The following is a 17,715-nucleotide window of genomic DNA, read 5'->3' as shown; positions in this document are numbered from 1 at the left end:
TTTACTGCCTTCAAACATTTAAACATTCAATCCTTCTATCATTCAAACATTCATTAATTCAATCCTTTAACAATAAAAAACATGAGTAACAACGATATATTAAAAAAACTAAGAGTAGCATTATCATTAAAAACAGATGATATCATTACGATCTGTGACCTGGTAGGGTTTAAAGTAACCAAAGCAGAGTTGGGCGATATTTTTAGAAATGAAGATCACGAGAATTTTAAACCTTGCGGCGACCAGATTCTGCGTAATTTTTTAAATGGTCTGGTAATTTACAAAAGGGGTCCGAGGGATGAAAAAAAGCAATAATTTATGCTTTTTAATATTTTTTTTAATTTCTATATTTTCTCTTAACGCTTTCGCTCAATCGCCGGTAAAAATCAGCGGACAAATAATCGATTCTCTAAAAAATCCTATTGAAGGTGCTGGTATCCGCTTAATTATGGCTGAGGATACGCTCCGTACAACCTCTGATGCCAAAGGAAATTTTGCCTTTTCAAAAGTTAAACCATCCAAGTTTTATCTCTCCATTACAGCATTGGGATATAAATCCTTTGCATCTGTTTACGAAACTCAACAATCAAAAAAGAGTTTAATTCTGGAGCCTATTTTACTTAAAGCAGAAACCATCCACCTGGAAGATGTAGAGGTTAAAGTAAAAGTAGATCCCGTTAAAATCAAAAAAGATACCATCGAATACAATGCCGGTGCTTATACCATAAGGGAAAATGATAAAGTGGAAGATCTGCTGAAGCAACTGCAGGGCATTGAAGTTGATGAAAAAGGGGGAGTTACGGCTATGGGCAAAAAAATGACCAAGCTTCGGGTAAACGGGGAGGATTTTTTTACCAATAATGTAGAAGATTATATCAGGCAGTTACCTGCTGATATTATTGCCAAGCTACAGGTGATTGATGATTATGGCGATCAGGCTAATTTTACGGGCATCAAAACGGGCACCCCTATTAAAATGTTAAACCTCGTGACTAAGCCTGGAAAGGATAACGGACTGTTTGGTAATGCAAATGTGAGCTCGGCCACCAATAATGCCAATAACTTAGGGGTTAATGGCAATGTGTGGGAAAAAACAAAACAAATTGGCTTTGGTGGCCGCTATGGCATTACCAATAACGAATTTACAAAGATGGATAATGTTGCCCTGAACGGGAACATCAGGGAAAAGGTCTCAAAAGAACTGAACTATAATGGGGGCTATAACATTAGCCGGGGGGCAAATGAATCTATTCAAAGCAATTACCTGGAAACATTTAATCCACAGGGAACCATTTACGATTTAAGGCAGAGTAACAATAGTGCTAATTCTTTGAACAATAGCATTAACCTTGGTTTAACCGGCACTACAAAAAAGAATTATTTTAATGCTTCCCTTAACGGAACTTTAACGGATGCCAGAAATGAAGCCATAATTAATTCCAATAAAACGGGCTATATTAAGCAAGATCTGATATCTGATGCCGGATCAAAAAGCAGTAACGCCAACCTAAATGGTAATGTTAACTGGTCAAGGCGCTTAGCAAATCCTAAACAATCCCTGTCTATGGGATTTAATTTTGGAAGCGGCAAGGGAAATTCGAACAGTGCCATTCGAGATATGATCCGTTATTATAATGAAACAACTAATATCCTGGTGAAAGATTCTCTTCTGAACAGATTGGTGGATAATAATACTTCAAATGCTACTTTTGGCGGTAATATCCAGTTCTCAGATGCATTGAAAAGGGCAACAGATAGTACCGGTACAGGTTATTTGAATTTTACTTATCGTTTTTCTGTAACCAGAAGTCAGCATGAGCAAACTACAACCGTTACCAATCTGCCTGGAAACAGTTTTGTGGTAGATTCACTTGGGCAGGATTATGTATCCAGCTTTATCAATCAAAATATTGGAGTAAGCTATAACCTCAATAGTAAGCTGCTTAGTTATAATATCGGACTCAATTTTACCCCAAGTATGATCATGGGCAGAGACCGCAATACCGGACAGCAGTTGAAAAAATATCAGTTCAATTATGCACCATCTGCAAATTTAAGTTATCAGCTTAAAAATGAAGGTAACCTGAGTTTTGGATATAATGGTACAACGAATTCACCAGATTTTAATAAACTCCAGCCTATCAGAAACAGTAATGATGTCCAAAATCTCATTATCGGCAATCCGGATCTGAAAGCCACATCAAATCATACTGCTGATCTGAGCTATAATAAATATGGAATTAAATCCGGATTAAGTATTATGGCAGGTTTAACAGGAACTTTTGCCTTTAACAGTGTGGTGAGCAATACCATCTTTCTGAGGGATACATTAAACAGCCTAAAGCAACAAACCACTTACGAGAATGTAAACGGCATTTATAACCTGGGTGGAAATTATTCACTGAATAAAAGGTTACTGAATAACAAACTCTCTTTATTGTTTAACGGAAACATAGCCTATAGCCATAATGTTTTTTATACTGATAATGTATTAAACCGCAGCAGTGGGATTAACATTTCAAATGGATTCAGGTTTAGCCTGAATGAGAAGAAATATGCAATAAATACCAATGTATCTTACAGTTTCAGCTCCAATACTTATGCGGTAATGAATCAGAATATTAAAAATATTCAGGTACTTGCATTAGGTGGGAGCGCCAGCTGGATTCCTAATAAGCATTTCAGGGTGAATGCATCTGCCGCTAAAAGCCTTAATTTTGGCTATAGTTTATATGCAGGCAACCCCTTGCTGGTTAATATGGGATTGAACACATCGTTCCTGAAAAACAATAAACTGGTTTTTTCAGTACAGGCTAATGATTTGTTTAATCAGGGCGCACTCTTTAGCACCAGTATAACTAACAATTCCATTTCCGAAAACAGAACGCGTTTTATCAGCCGTTTTGTGCAGGCTACGTTGATTTATAACCTGAGCCAGTTTGGAAATAAAAAAGGGAGATCAGCAGCATTTAATGTTGATGACAATGAATCCTATTAATGACATAATTGCTATTTTAGCATTCAATATACAATTATGAAAAGTAGCCTACTATTCTTTATTTTATTCATTTCCACCTGTCGTTTTCTCACAGAAGATTCAAAAATTAAGGATGTAAAAGAGAAATCTAAAAAGGAAAATTTTGCAGACGATTGGGCCGCACTAAGTAAGTATCAAAAGGAAAATGAACTTTTGATGGCCCAAGGTAAGAAAGAAAAAAGTGTTGTCTTTTTGGGTAGTTCCATATTTGAGTTCTGGAAGCAAAAAAGGCCTGAATATTTTAGCAATAATCCTTACATCTGCAGGGGTATAAGCGGACAAATTTCTCCACAGTTGTTGGTGCGTTTCAGGCAGGATGTTATTAATTTAAAACCTGAAGCCGTAATTATTTTAGCGGGAAGTAATGATATTGCAGGCAATACAGGGCATGTAACCAATGATAGCATCATGGGTCATATTAAATCAATGGCAGAGTTGGCAAGGCTTCATGATATTAAGGTAATCCTTTGCAAATACCTGCCTGTTTATGCATATCCCTGGAACAAAGATATTCAGCCTGCAGATAAAATTGTAGCACTGAATCAACTCATTGAAAGGTATGCCATAGAAAATAAATTGACCATTTTAGATTATTGGACACCATTAGTAGATGATAAAAAGGGGCAGCGAGCAGAATTAACAGTTGATGGCGTACATCCAAATTTAGCAGGATATAAAATTATGGAAGCCGTAACTGAAAAAGCCATTGATGAAGCCTTAAAAAGAAAATTATAGCATGAATACCCACAAATTCAATTGTGGGTTATTTTTTAAACAAAACTTTCAATAATATTTGAAAATACAATAAGTTGTGTTTATCTTTACTTCGTGAAAGAGGTTAAGTTAGTGCATCAGGATGATATACTATTTGGCAGATCGTCGAATTTGATCCCCTTTTAAATATTCACTTTATTAAATCCATTCGGAATGAGTTACAATTTAATAGGATATTGCATTTTTATAACGGTTATTATTTTAATCATCGTTATCGTAGGGGAGATCTGCTATCGAAACGGGAATGTTTTTGTTGGAGCACTTATCCCTGACCATTTGGATTTATGTTTGCAGATTAATAAGACACTTCTGATTTGCTATTACCTGGTAAATATAGGCTATTGCGTGATGACGCTTGCCACCTGGGAGATCATAAATTCGCCTTTGCAACTGATTGAAGTATTGGTGATCAAGGTGGCCATTATCATTTCCGCATTATCGGTGCTCCATTACATTAATATTTTCTTGCTTACCAATGCCATTCATAAATTAATTAAATAACAATCTAAAAATTTAATCATGGAAACTTCAAAAATTTTAATTGGCTATGCTATTTATCTTCCTGTGGTGCTTTTTTTAACTCTTTATGTTTCAAGAACATTATTTAAAAACAGTAAAATTTATATGCTCGATATTTTTAAAGGACGGCAGGAAATTGCCAATGCTACCAATAAGCTTTTTGAAACAGGCTTTTATTTACTGAACATTGGGTTTGCTTTGTTAATTATGAAAATTACTGCCAGTTTAAACAGTTATCAGCATTTGGTAGAGGCTTTAGGTACTAAAATAGGCGGGTTTTCTATTTACCTCGGGCTGATGTTATTCATCAATCTCTACTTGTTTTTTAGAGGTAAAAGAAAATCAAAGGATAATTATAACCCAGGCACAATGGTAACACCAGTTTCTAATTAGCTAATTTATTTGAAGAAATGGTTGCGGTTTGTCTTCTGGACCAGTAAATGAACCTTCAGTAAATCATCAATCAGCGGCTGTAATACAAAAAAAGTCCCGACTTTCATCGGGACTTTTCATTAATCTAATTTTTTATATCTGATTCGTTTTGGCGTAACATCACCCAAACGTTTTTTGCGGTTTTCTTCATAGTCCGAATAATTTCCTTCAAAGAAATACACTTCAGAGTTACCTTCAAAGGCCAGAATATGCGTACAAATCCTATCCAGGAACCACCTGTCGTGACTAATCACCACGGCGCAACCGCCAAAGTTTTCTAAAGCTTCCTCTAAAGCACGTAGCGTATTCACATCAATATCATTGGTCGGCTCATCCAGCAAAAGTACATTTGCGCCTTTTTTCAAAGTAATGGCCAGGTGAACACGATTCCGTTCACCGCCTGATAACACACCCACTTTTTTCTGCTGATCGCCACCATTAAAGTTGAATTTGGACACATAGGCACGACCATTTACAGCCTTTGTGCCCAATTGAATGTTATCCAATCCATCCGTGATATTTTCATAAACAGTTTTATCAGCATCCAGGTCATTATGCATCTGATCTACATAACCCAGTTCTACCGTTTCACCCACGCGGAAAGTTCCTGCGTCGGCTTCTTCCTGGCCGGTAATCAGGCGGAACAATGTGGTTTTACCAGCACCATTCGGGCCAATAATACCTACGATTCCGGCAGGAGGCAGAGAGAAGTTCAGGTTATCAAATAATATTTTATCACCGTAAGCTTTCGTTACATTAGTGGCTTCAATTACCACATTGCCTAAACGTGGTCCGGCAGGAATAAAGAGTTCGAGTTTGTCTTCTCTTTCTTTGCCATCCTCAGAAGCTAATTTGTCGTAGTTTGCTAAACGGGCCTTAGATTTGGCATGACGGGCTTTTGGTGCCATCCGTACCCACTCCAACTCACGTTCCAGTGTTTTCTGACGTTTGCTTTCGGTTTTTTCTTCCTGTGATAAACGTTTGGCCTTTTGATCTAACCAGCTGCTGTAATTTCCTTTCCATGGAATCCCTTCGCCGCGATCCAATTCTAAAATCCAGCCGGCAACATTATCCAGGAAATACCTGTCGTGGGTTACTGCGATTACAGTTCCTTCGTAGTTTTGCAAGAATTGTTCTAACCAATCAATACTTTCGGCATCCAGGTGGTTGGTAGGCTCATCCAATAAGAGTACATCAGGATGTTGAAGCAATAAACGGCACATGGCCACCCGGCGGCGCTCACCACCTGATAATACACCAATTTTAGTATCCGGATCAGGACAACGTAAGGCATCCATGGCCCTTTCTAATTTCGAATCAATTTCCCAGGCACCCAAAGAATCGATTTTATCCTGAAGTTCGCCTTGTTTGGCCATTAACTTATCCATTTTATCTGGATCAGAATAGTTTTCTTCCAAACCAAAGGCCTCATTCACTTCTTCGTATTCTTTTAAAATGGCAGTAACTTCGGCAACGCCTTCTTCAACCACCTCGCGAACGGTTTTTTCCGGATCCAGAATCGGCTCCTGAGCCAGATAGCCCACAGAATAACCCGGAGAGAAAACCACTTCACCCTGGTATGATTTATCTAAACCGGCAATAATTTTTAAAAGAGATGACTTACCAGAGCCATTTAAACCGATTACTCCGATTTTTGCACCGTAGAAGAAAGAGAGATAAATATTTTTTAAAACCTGTTTTTGTGGCGGGTAAATTTTATTTACACCCGCCATAGAAAAGATTATTTTTTCGTCAGACATGATTATATTCTTATATTAGAGTGTTTAAAAGCTTATTCATTTACCAGTATGTTTAATCGTTATTCTGATCAAAACTGGCATGCTAAAACCGCATACAAAGATAGAAACAACAAGGCCATAACAAAATGGTTTGTAAAGTATATCAATAATAAGAATGAGCACATGCAAAACAACCCATTTTCAAAAAACTAAATGTCATAAAACCAATTAATTTTCAGTGAGTAGCAATAACAATCAGATAATCAATGCCTTTTCACTGAAATCCATTCAGCCTAAAGAAAATAATGCTTACTGCTCTTTTATAAGTCTTTACCGGGCCTATCATAGCCCTCAGAAATATCAGGAAAATACCAATCAAGATTTTTTTAAGATTGAAAAAGTATTTCTCTCCCATTTTAACATTGGAATTTTCGAGACTTATGATTTTTTATATGGGTACTGTCACAGCGATGATGAGTTTAAGCAATGGATTACAGATAAAATGGGTAAAAAGGCCTATTTAGAAGCTGTAGAGAAATTTAATTCATGGTATGTGGGTATGGTAGATTGTTCTGATCAAACTTTTTCAAAAATATTAAACGCTGATCAATTGGAATTCTGGGATAAAAATGGCTACCTCAGGATACCGGGTTTGGTTAATGAGGATGATTGTAACCGTGTGATTGGTGTAATTACAGAGATGCTTGGATTAAATCTGAAGCAACCATCTAGCTGGTATGGCCAACATGATTTGCTTCAAGGTATAATGTTGCAGCTCTATCAGAATGAACATATTGCAAAAATCAAAAATTCTGATTCAATCAGGCAGGTATTTGAGCAGTTGTATCAAACTGATGCTATTATAGCAAATACCGAAAAGCTAGGGTATAATCCGCCAGAAACAGATAGTTTCAATTTTAGAGGTAGTCCTTTACACTGGGATATAGATTTTTCAACAGGCATTAAATATCATATACAGGGCTTGGTTTACCTTAATGATGTGCCAGAGGAGAGGGGCGCACTCTCACTAATTCCTGGATTTCAGCATGAGATAAACTCTTTTCTTCAAATGTATGCCCATCCCGATCATGCTATTGATGTTTTAAGGCAGCAAAATCGTCAGATAGCTGTAGCAGGAAATAAAGGTGATTTAATTTTATGGTTAGAAACGCTTCCTCATGCCGCAACTGCAAACCGATCTAATCACCCCAGATTTGTACAATATATTAGCTTTACAAAACTTTAGCCCTATTCAGAACTTTTACGATCATTGGATATTTATTAATTTTTCACGTATAATTAATGAATTTATTGATCTCATTATAAACTAAAAATAACGCAATGCTCTTATTTCAATTTACAGGCTTATCAGGCGCAGGCAAAACCACGCTTGCCCAATTGGTTAACCAACGGCTTACTGCTCTTGGTTATTCCGTTAAGGTAATTGATGGTGACAGCTACCGAAAAACATTGAATCATGATCTTGGTTTTTCCCCTGCTGATCGCCTTGAAAATATCCGGCGTCTTGGTCATGTAGCTAACGAATTTGTTCAGCAGGGTACTATTGCTATAATTGCGGCTATTAATCCATATGAGGCTGGTAGGCAGAAATTACGTGAACTTTATGATGCGAGAACAATCTGGATTGATTGCCCGATTCATCAGCTCATTCTGCGTGATACCAAAGGTTTATACCGTAAGGCGCTTTTGCCGGACGGACATCAGGATAAGCTATATCATTTTACAGGCATTAATGATGTATTTGAAGATCCGGTACGGGTAGATCTACACCTCAATACGCAAAAACTTACTGAAGAGGAAGCTTGCGAACAATTAACTGACTTTATTCTTTCCCAAGTTGAGCCAACTAAACTTTCTCAGGCAAATCATCATATTTAATAACTTTTGCTAAATATGTACTTTATTATTATAACAGTCCATAGAAAAAGCATATCAAAATTTGGTAAATAAATTAAAATAGCTATTCCGGTCTTTTTGTACAAAGCCACTTTTGCATGGCAGGGTAAGGATTTAGTCCATGAATTTTTGCTTGATTTTCATCATAAGTCATTCCAAGCCATTGCAGCAAGGGAACGCCTATAAATCTGCCTTCGCTAAAGTTTCCAATTATTGATTCTGAAGCGTTTTTATAACCATGTTCATGAAATACCACAGCAGTCTCAATCTCCAGATACATACAAGCGGCATAAGACCAGCCAATAGCCATGAGCTCACCACCATTGTGTAAGTCTCCATTTTCAAGATTGCCGCTCATCTCATTTCTAATGGCAGGCGGCATGCAGGCCAAATGCCCGGCTTCATGTAAAATATCGCCCGGGTAAAGCAATTTCTCCACATCGATTATCAATGTTCCCGCACGTAATTTAAGTCCTGGTAAAAAGGTTTCGGTGTTGATTGGTTCAAGGCTATAACTGATGCCGATCTCCCTTAAAAAGGTCAGTATGTGGTTGGTAAGATGATCCATATTGATTTAAGTGTTTGCAATTTGTGCCTTCCGCAATTCTTCGAGTTCATGGTAAAAATTAAAAGCTTGTTGCTGGTAAACAGGGATGGCTTCATCTGGCTGTTCTTCATGAAAAACCTGATCAGGATATTTTGCATTAAAGCCGCTGCGGGTTTCTATCAGTGCCCAATCGGCTTTATTCAGTTCTACGCCGGTAAATCTGCAGAAACGCTGCATCATATTGATAATTCCTTCATTGTAATTAAGCAATAAACTCATCGGGTCTTGCTGTGAAGCAAGAATAAAAGCTTTGAAATAATTCTCCAATACTTTAATGGTATGGCCATCGAAATCAGCAGGACTGATCTTCTCATTTTCTATTCCTAACAATTCGTTTGGAATCACCCCGGGAACGGCTTGCATCCCTCGTAATTTCTGGTGCGAGCGCATAACTTCGTCAGGTTTGCGGTACAGCAGGATAAATGGGGCATGGGGATAAAGTTTTCTGAGCAGGGGCATAAAATGAATGTGCCAGCTATCGGTTTTGATAAAAAGATACTTTCTTAATCCTTCAGTGGTTTGGCCATAAATTTTGATCACTGCTTTAATCAGTTCTTCCCGGTTTAATGGAGAAGACCAATTACGGTTTTTATTTAAGCGCAATAATTCATCAATAAAGGGTACTTCTGGCAGTACAATATGATGATTGTTAAGGCAGAGCGATTGGGAGATTAGTGTAGAGCCACATCTGGACACATGAAAAATGAATGCGGTAGGAGCGATGCTGTTTAGAGCCGATGAACACTCCGGTAATACGCTGAGATCGGTAGAAGGCTTAAAGGCATTTGAGTTATAGGGGTGACTCAGGCATTTATTGATGGATTCATTAAAGAATGGTCCGGTAAAAGGAACTCCGTTGGTATAAAGCCATCGGCAGCTGTAATTTCCTTCATTTTCATTAAGCTGGTACGGAATCCAGTGCTTTAAATGTGATTCGTTCATGCTTTGCTCTTGATTAAATCATCATATTCATTTTGAAATTCAGCTGCCATTTTAAATGAATGTGAGGTTTGGTGCATTTTTAGTGCAGCAATCATTTGTTTCAATAATTCAGGATCGCGGTTTTGATCAGGGGCATGGGCAATGATTTTGCTATCTAAAATGAAATGTTCCAGCCAGGGATTTACCTTGCAATCTATAACCAGGTGGATTCTGTCGCTATGCCCATCATTAGTAACCCGGTGGGGCAGGTTTGCATTGATGTACCAGCATTCACCTTCATTCATGATCACACGATCGTTATTCACATAAAACGCTACATCAGGATTGGTATGTACAGGAATGTGTAGCCTGGCTTCACCTTTTTCGAAAGCCAATTCAGCATCGCAATGTTGTTTAATGACTGCTCCGGCAGCAAGATTAAGCAATCTTACCGACATGGTCTCGCAGTGCATCTCATCTATCAACTGTTTTATAGCAGGAAATAACAACATATTAGGATGATCTTTATAATGGTCTGCCATGCCCAAATCCGGGATTATACTGTCAGCACCCCCGGGAGTACGTAGGGGAAGGACTGTCCACAATCCCTGATAATGAGCTGTATTGAAATGATTTATCCAATTTGATCTTATTCTTTTGAGTTCATGTTGGATCTTTGAAATTGGAACATGGATGTCGGCCTTTGAGTAGATTACCATTGCAAAGCAAAGATTAATATTTAGATTTTCGAATCTAATATTAAAGATGATAAAATGTATACTTAAAAGTAAGTATTTGAAAAATACTATTTGATGTTAAAAATTTATTAGATAGATTTACCTTTAATTAACGATATCTCAATCTCATCCTAGTGAAAATAATTCTTTTTTCTAACTATCGCTCTTCTCTGTCTGTTATTGATTATTTCAATACGATAGGCTACTTAAGTGCAGTGGTATCAACTGATAAGCTTAGAGATAACCATCTGGAAATTGAAAGTTTCTGTAAAATAAAAAACATTCACTTTCTTAAAGTTCATAAGTATGATCTGGAGATACACATTGAGCAACTTTTTGCTGAAATACAGCCAGATGTAGCCATTATGTTTGGTTTCTCGTACCGTATTCCTGCAAGCATATATGAATTCCCTCTGCTTGGTTTTTATAATATTCATTATAGTATGCTGCCTGCCTATCGTGGGCCGGATCCAATTTTCTGGCAAATAAAAAATGGAGAAAGCAGTAGCGGAGTAAGTATTCATAAAGTTGATGAAGGTTTTGATACCGGTAATGTGGTGATGCAAAAGGTTGTACCATTTATTCCTGGCGAGACCTGGGCAATAGCAGACGGACGACATGGCATAACAGCTACGGATATGATTCTGCAATTTATTGAGCAATTGAATCAAATGCCCCCCCATCCCATAAAGGAAATAAACCCCTCAAGCAATTACACAAAAGTCAAAGTTGAAGATCTCACCATTGATTGGAATAGTCAGACAGCAGCCCAAATTGAAAACCTGGTTAATGCAAGCAATCCTGTTTATGGCGGTGCCATCACTACCTTTCGGAAACAACCTGTAAGAATATTTGAAGTTTCCCCTGTAGATGGCAAAGGCCAGGCAGGTGTATTTCCCGGTACGATTATTCATGCCGATGGTAGTGGTTTGTTTGTGCAATGTGTGGATGATCACTTATTGCGGATTAATATTCTAAGTCTCAACGAAGGTGTATTGTCAGGATTTAAACTGGTGGCATTGGGGGCTGGAAAAGATGAACGCTTCGAAGCCGGGCAGCTTGTAGCCACTGTATTGGATGTAAATTAATTAAATAAATCAAATCTAAACAAATCTAAAATTATGGAACTTTATCTGGGAACTATTGTATTATGGGCAGGAAGCTATTCGCCTGTAAGTTTTACACTTTGCTATGGTCAGTCATTAAATATCAATAGCAATGCGGCTTTATACGCTGTTATTGGTAGTACCTTTGGCGGAAATGGTCAAACGACTTTCAACCTGCCGGATTTCAGAGGGCGTGTGCCACTTGGAGCCAATGCCGTTGCTCCGAATGTTCAACTGGCATTAGGTGCAACTGTAGGTAGCCCGTCGGTAAATGTGACTTCCGCCGTTGCCGGTACAGCTACCGCTACTGTAGGGAGTGGCTTAACGGCATCTGGAAACATTACACTTACATCCAGTCAGCTTCCTTCGCATAATCATGATATTCCTGCGCTAACTGTAAATATCAGCATACCGGTAAATAACGCAAGTACAATAGGCAATTCTACAGGCGTTCCAACTACTTCCAATGTACTTGGACAAGGCTTTATCGCTGCAGGATTAGGCAGTGCTCCGGCAAAAATATACGGACCAACGCCTTCAAATACTACGCTTTCTCCATTTAATGCAACATCGACTGCAGCAGCTTCGGGCAGCACGGGTACAGGTGCTGCAATACCAGTGAGCTTACCGGTAACAGGTAATTTTACATTTCCATTAAATGGTGCCATCGCTTCAGCACCAAATGTTCCTGTTGTACAGCCATCACTGGGGATCAATTTTCTTATCTGCACACAAGGCTTGTTTCCTAGTCGTAACTAATAGAAGTTTTGAAAAAAATAGGATTATTAATTCCTTTTTCAGGAGAATTTCCCTCGTTGAGGGAAGTACTCCTGAACCCTTTAAAAAACTATTGCAATGAGAAGGATATAGCACTATTTCCTGAATTTATTGGTAATGGTAATCCTAAGGGAGTGGAAACAGCTATTGAAAAGTTATACTATCAGGAAGATGTAGATGTTATTTTAGGTTATGTCTCTTACCACGTCATGATTGGCTTATTTGATAAGGTAAAAAAGTTCAGGCCTAAAAGGTTTATAAACATCAGCTTAGGGGAAGTGATAACAGATGATTTCCAGTTGCTGCATCCTGAAAACTACATTCTGATTGGTTATCATGCCTGGTGGATGCAGTCTATGCTTGCCTATTGGCTTGCCGATCAGCTTAAGCCTGAAAGCTGTCTGGTCTGCACCTCTTTATATGACGCAGGATATAGTTTGCTGGAATGTTTCCGGATCGGCTACCATAGTGGATGCTCGAACAAACTCGATTATTCGATTTTAAAAAATAATCCTGGAGTTTCCAGTGCTGATGCGTTGATCGATGAGATTAAAGACAGAAATCCATCGCATGTTCACGTATTACTTTGCGGACAGGAGCTTGATGATTTTATTAAAAAGTTTCAGCAGGAAATTACGTATAAGCCTACCATCTCATTTGCTTTTCCTGTTGAAATTAAAAGTGATTTAAGTCATCCGGCATTCAGCAACTGCTATTTTGCCGGAGATCTCCATTTATACGATAAGGGAAACGCTTTATTTGAGGCACCCTATAAACATATATTTTCAAACGTAATGGATTCTATATTACGTTACCTGAATGGTGAAGATCCCAGGAACAATCACCTGGTCATCTTTGAGGCTGATTTATGTGATCAGACTTTCAAGGCTGTTGAACAATATGTCCAGTTCCCGGATATGACGGATGCATTTAAAGAAAGTGCCCAATCCCTGCCCGTATGGCAAAACCCTTACCTATGTATTTAAACTTTATGATATGAAGAAAATTTTACTCTTTATTACTGTCCTTTTTTGTTTGTGTAGTCTTAAAGGCTATGCCCAAATAGGATACAAATTTACGAGAGCACAAGAGAGTATAGTTACATCAGGTGATGTAGGTAGTTACATCTCTAATCTCAATAAATTTACCGTTGAATTTTGGGCCAGGCCATCGGCTAATAGTAACCTAATGTTTACCAGTATTTATGTTCCTGGTTCTGCAGGGCAAACTGAATTAGGCGGATTTGGACTTTATCAAAATACCTTGATTGTATCCATTGGTTCTGATTTTGCAGGGTTTTCACAATCGATTGATTTAGGGAACAGACTATCAACTGTTGGGTGGCACCATTTCGCCTATGTATATAATGGTGCCGATTGGCTTTTTTACGTAGATGGTTCATTAATAAGTTCAGATTCAGATCAAGAAGGACTGAACGGCGCTACGCCAAATTACAGTGGCTCTGGTTTGACTCAGTTTAAAATCGGTGGACTGAGTGATGGTTCAACTGTTACAGGCGCATTGGATTATTTTGATGGCAATATGGATGATTTTCGGGTTTGGAATACTGCACGTACCCAGGCTCAGCTTTCATCCAATAGAACTGTTGAATTAACCGGTACAGAAACTGGTCTTGTACTTTATTATAAATTGAATGAGCAAAGCGGTCAGGTGGTTAACAATTCAACGGCACTTTCATTGAATGGTGTGCGTGGTTCAACCTCAGGGACAGAAACTCAAGATCCTGCCATTAATCAATTGGGAATTGTTACCGGCCCGCCGATAACGACTACTAATGCAGCAACAAGCATCACGGGAGCGGGTGCTGCAACCTTAAATGGAACAGTAAATGAAAATGGTGGGACTGCTACGGTTAGTTTTGATTATAGTACAAATTCTACCTTGAGCAGCGGCGTTACGACAGTAAGTGCCACTACCGGCGGTACTGTAAATGCAGGAACAGGAAATACATCATCAAGTGTAGGCCTTACAGGATTAACCGCTGGAACAACTTATTATTTTAGAGTAAAGGCTAGCAATGCTGGAGGCTCATCGAATGGGAGTATACTTAATTTTACCATACCTGCAAGTTCACCAACAGTTTCCACAGATGCTGTAACCAGCATAACGACGTCCTCCGCAACAATGGGTGGAAATGTTTCAGCGGCTGGCGCAACAGCTGTGAGTGAGAGAGGAGTGGTATATGCTACAACAATAAATCCCACAACTTCAGCTGCCAAAGCATTAACAGGCTCGGGAACGGGCACCTTTACTGGAACAGTAAGCGGGCTTTCGCCAGCTACAACATACCATGTCAGGGCTTATGCAATTAATACTATTGGTACCAGTTATGGAGCTGATCAGTCATTTACAACTCAGGCCGTCACCGCACAACCAACAGTAGCCAGCCCTTCAAATGGCAGTTTAATCACTACGACCGCCCCAAATTATACTGGTACTGCAACAGCGGGTGCAACCGTTACGGTTTACGTAGATGGAGCATCGTTAGGTAACACAATAGCAACTGGCGGGAACTGGTCACTCACGCAGCCGACGGCACTGGCACAAGGTTCGCATACGGTTTATGCAACTGCCCAGGTAAGTGGTAATGCAGTGAGCGCTAACAGTACAACCAATACTTTTACGATTGATAGCACCAGGCCATCAGTGGTGATCACGAGCACTGCAGGCGCATCAGGCAGTTCGACAAGCACTTCACCAATTCCATTTACGGTCACCTTTTCGGAGACTGTAACGGGTTTTGTAGCAGGAGATATTACTCCAGGAAATACCACAATCAGTGGTTTTTCAGGAAGTGGGACAACGTATACTTTCAATGCCACGCCAACCACAAATGGTGCGGTAACGATTAGTATTGCAGCCAATGTAGCGCAGGATGCAGCTGGCAATGGCAACACCGCAGCCAGTGCATTTTCTATTACCTATGCACCAGCAACAGCTGCGCCAGTATTGATAATACCGTCCAATAACGGTACAACAACATCTACAAAGCCTGCTTATGCCGGTACTGCTCCGGCAGGTTCCATCATCACCATTTATGTGGATGGTATAGCTTTGAGTAATACCACAACGGCCACATCTGGTGGGAACTGGGCTATCTTTCAGCCGACTGATCTTGGAGAAGGTTCGCATACGGTTTATGCTACTGCACAAAGCAGTGGAAATTCCGTGAGCGCGAACAGCAATACGAATACTTTTACGGTTGACTCGCAGCGTCCATCAGTGGTGATTACGAGCACTTCCGGTGCATCAGGCAGTTCAACAAGTACTTCACCAATTCCGTTCACGGTCACCTTTTCGGAAGCTGTAACGGGTTTTGTAGCAGGAGATATTACGCCGGGGAACGCCACACTCAGTGGATTTTCGGTCAGTGGAACCACTTACACTTTTAATGCCACACCAACAGCGAATGGTGCGGTAACGATGAACATTGCGGCTAATGTGGCACAGGATGCTGCAGGCAATGGCAATACGGCAGCCAGTCAGTTTTCGGTTACTTATGCACAAGCCAATCAAGCTCCTATAGTTACCACCACCGGTGGTTCAAATACTTTTTCGGGTTCGCAGGTTGTAATAGATAACGGGCTAACGGTTGCCGATGCTGATAACACCACACTAAGTTTTGCTACGGTTGGTATCACTGGAAACTTCATTGCCGGAGAAGATATATTGACTTACACGAATAATTCTTCAGCGTTATATGGCAATATTACCGGTAGCTATAATGCCGGTACAGGTGTATTAACTTTAACATCAAGTGGGGCTATTGCAACGGTTGCGCAATGGCAGGCTGCTTTAAGATCAGTTGCCTATAATAATACGGCGGGATCACCAAATACCGCAACAAGAACGATAAGTTTTACAGTAAACGATGGTACTGCAAATAGTAATACAGCTACCAAAAATGTAACGGTTATTAACCAGGCGACAGTAACTTCAATTGTTCGTGCGGCATCGAATCCAACTAATGCTGCGGCTGTAACCTATACCGTTACTTTTAATAAATCGGTAACAGGTCTGAGTACAACTAATTTTTCCATCACCACAAGTGGTACCATAAACGGTATTTCGCCTTCCGTATCTGGTTCAGGTACTACTTATACCGTTACCATTAATACGGGTACAGGTTCTGGAACGATTAGGCTAAATCTTGCTAATTCTACCGGTATCTCGCCTAGCACAATTACTAACCTGCCGTTTATTGGAGAAACATACAATATCGATAAAATTGCACCTTCCGTTACCTCGGTAGCTGTTCCGGCTAATGGTACTTATACCGCTTCACAAAACCTTGATTTCACGGTTAATTTTTCAGAAGCTGTTACAGTCGACGCCACAGGTGGTACACCTTATATTGATGTAAATTTAAATACAGGGGGTACTGTACGTGCAAATTATATTTCGGGTAGCGGCACCACTGCATTCGTATATCGATACACAGTTGCCAGTACAGACAGAGATTTGGATGGCATTGTTTTAGGTGCGTTAAATATCAATGGGGCTACCATTAGGGATGCAGCTGGTAACGATGTAAATACTACATTAAATAATGTGGGCAGTACCGCTGGCGTACTGGTAGACGGAACCCCAAGCCTTCCTCAAACTATTACATTCAATACTTTGCCTGCAAAAACTTATGGTGATGCAGACTTTGATCCGGGAGCAACCAGTGACAATCCTGGCATTCCAATTACTTATACAAGTAGTAATACAAGCGTAGCAACAATTGTAAATGGTAAAATTCACATTATTGCTGTAGGTACATCAACCATTACAGCCATCCAGACAGGAGATGCGACACACAGCGCAGCTGCTAATAAACAACAAACACTTACTGTTAATGCAAAAGCGATCACGGTAACGGCAGATGCGAAGACAAAGAACTACGGCGATGCCGACCCTGCACTGACGTACAGCATTACCTCGGGCGCACTGGTAGGTGCAGACAGTTTTACAGGTAGCTTAACAAGGGCAGCAGGCGAAAACGTAGGTACTTATGCCATCAACCAGGGTACACTTGCACTGAATGGCAACTATACTTTAACTTATATTGGTGCTGATTTAACGATTGGCGCAAAAACAGTAACGGTAACCGCTGCCGCGAAAAGCAAAACCTACGGCGATGCTG

General features: G+C 39.6%; 15 protein-coding genes. 11 read left to right on the top strand and 4 right to left on the bottom strand.

Features of this window, described 5'->3' with window-relative positions; all coding sequences use genetic code 11:
- The first annotated feature begins 81 nt into the window (after positions 1-81).
- From OQX64_RS16730 to OQX64_RS16710, 5 genes are all read left to right on the top strand, one after another.
- On the top strand, positions 82-315 hold the full coding sequence (locus OQX64_RS16730; protein WP_029287857.1) for a DUF1456 family protein: 234 nt from the start codon (positions 82-84) through the stop codon (positions 313-315).
- A complete protein-coding gene (locus OQX64_RS16725; protein WP_265819645.1) occupies positions 299-2,998 on the top strand; it encodes a TonB-dependent receptor in 2,700 nt (899 codons plus the stop codon). The genes OQX64_RS16730 and OQX64_RS16725 overlap by 17 nt, the downstream gene beginning before the upstream one ends.
- A 36-nt stretch (positions 2,999-3,034) precedes the next feature.
- A complete protein-coding gene (locus OQX64_RS16720; protein WP_265819644.1) occupies positions 3,035-3,772 on the top strand; it encodes a GDSL-type esterase/lipase family protein in 738 nt (245 codons plus the stop codon).
- A gap of 192 nt (positions 3,773-3,964) precedes the next feature.
- Positions 3,965-4,312: a hypothetical protein gene (locus OQX64_RS16715; RefSeq protein ID WP_265819643.1), complete on the top strand. Its 348-nt coding sequence runs from the start codon at positions 3,965-3,967 to the stop codon at positions 4,310-4,312.
- An 18-nt stretch (positions 4,313-4,330) separates the two neighbouring features.
- Positions 4,331-4,723 (top strand): hypothetical protein, encoded by a 393-nt coding sequence (locus OQX64_RS16710; RefSeq protein WP_088303270.1) that lies wholly within the window; start codon positions 4,331-4,333, stop codon positions 4,721-4,723.
- A gap of 119 nt (positions 4,724-4,842) precedes the next feature.
- Here the strand turns inward: OQX64_RS16710 and ettA are convergent, their stop codons facing one another.
- Positions 4,843-6,522 (bottom strand): energy-dependent translational throttle protein EttA, encoded by a 1,680-nt coding sequence (ettA, locus tag OQX64_RS16705; protein ID WP_088303269.1) that lies wholly within the window; start codon positions 6,520-6,522, stop codon positions 4,843-4,845.
- A 217-nt stretch (positions 6,523-6,739) separates the two neighbouring features.
- On the opposite strand from ettA, the gene OQX64_RS16700 reads away from it, so the two are divergent.
- Together OQX64_RS16700 and cysC are read left to right on the top strand one after the other, a co-directional pair.
- Complete coding sequence (locus OQX64_RS16700; RefSeq protein WP_265819642.1) at positions 6,740-7,747, top strand: phytanoyl-CoA dioxygenase family protein; 1,008 nt, start codon at positions 6,740-6,742, stop codon at positions 7,745-7,747.
- Between the two features lie 95 nt (positions 7,748-7,842).
- Entirely contained in the window at positions 7,843-8,400 is a 558-nt protein-coding gene (gene cysC / locus OQX64_RS16695; protein ID WP_265819641.1) for an adenylyl-sulfate kinase, read from the top strand.
- Positions 8,401-8,482: 82 nt separating this feature from the next.
- Here the strand turns inward: cysC and OQX64_RS16690 are convergent, their stop codons facing one another.
- Genes OQX64_RS16690 through OQX64_RS16680 form a run of 3 tightly spaced genes read right to left on the bottom strand, consistent with a single transcriptional unit; the run spans position 8,483 to position 10,665 of the window.
- Positions 8,483-8,986 (bottom strand): hypothetical protein, encoded by a 504-nt coding sequence (locus OQX64_RS16690; protein ID WP_265819640.1) that lies wholly within the window; start codon positions 8,984-8,986, stop codon positions 8,483-8,485.
- 6 nt (positions 8,987-8,992) lie between these two features.
- A complete protein-coding gene (locus OQX64_RS16685; protein ID WP_265819639.1) occupies positions 8,993-9,967 on the bottom strand; it encodes a hypothetical protein in 975 nt (324 codons plus the stop codon).
- On the bottom strand, positions 9,964-10,665 hold the full coding sequence (locus tag OQX64_RS16680) for an aspartyl/asparaginyl beta-hydroxylase domain-containing protein (protein WP_265819638.1): 702 nt from the start codon (positions 10,663-10,665) through the stop codon (positions 9,964-9,966). Before OQX64_RS16680 ends, OQX64_RS16685 begins: the two co-directional genes overlap by 4 nt.
- 152 nt (positions 10,666-10,817) lie before the next feature.
- Here OQX64_RS16680 and OQX64_RS16675 point away from each other — a divergent pair, with 152 nt between their 5' ends.
- The 4 genes from OQX64_RS16675 to OQX64_RS16660 form a co-directional block, all read left to right on the top strand.
- Positions 10,818-11,771, top strand: a complete 954-nt coding sequence (locus OQX64_RS16675) for a methionyl-tRNA formyltransferase (RefSeq protein ID WP_265819637.1) — start codon at positions 10,818-10,820, stop codon at positions 11,769-11,771.
- Between the two features lie 33 nt (positions 11,772-11,804).
- Entirely contained in the window at positions 11,805-12,548 is a 744-nt protein-coding gene (locus OQX64_RS16670; protein ID WP_265819636.1) for a phage tail protein, read from the top strand.
- An 8-nt stretch (positions 12,549-12,556) separates the two neighbouring features.
- The gene (locus OQX64_RS16665) at positions 12,557-13,552 is read left to right on the top strand and encodes a hypothetical protein (protein WP_265819635.1); all 996 of its coding nucleotides are present in this window, start codon (positions 12,557-12,559) and stop codon (positions 13,550-13,552) included.
- Positions 13,553-13,562: 10 nt separating this feature from the next.
- The coding region (locus OQX64_RS16660) for a beta strand repeat-containing protein (protein ID WP_265819634.1) at positions 13,563-17,715 on the top strand (4,153 nt) is incomplete at its 3' end.

It is taken from the genome of Pedobacter sp. GR22-10, assembly GCF_026239715.1.
GTDB lineage: Bacteria > Bacteroidota > Bacteroidia > Sphingobacteriales > Sphingobacteriaceae > Pedobacter.
Note: the sequence above shows the minus strand (reverse complement) of the source record. Positions and strands in the feature narration are given on the sequence as shown.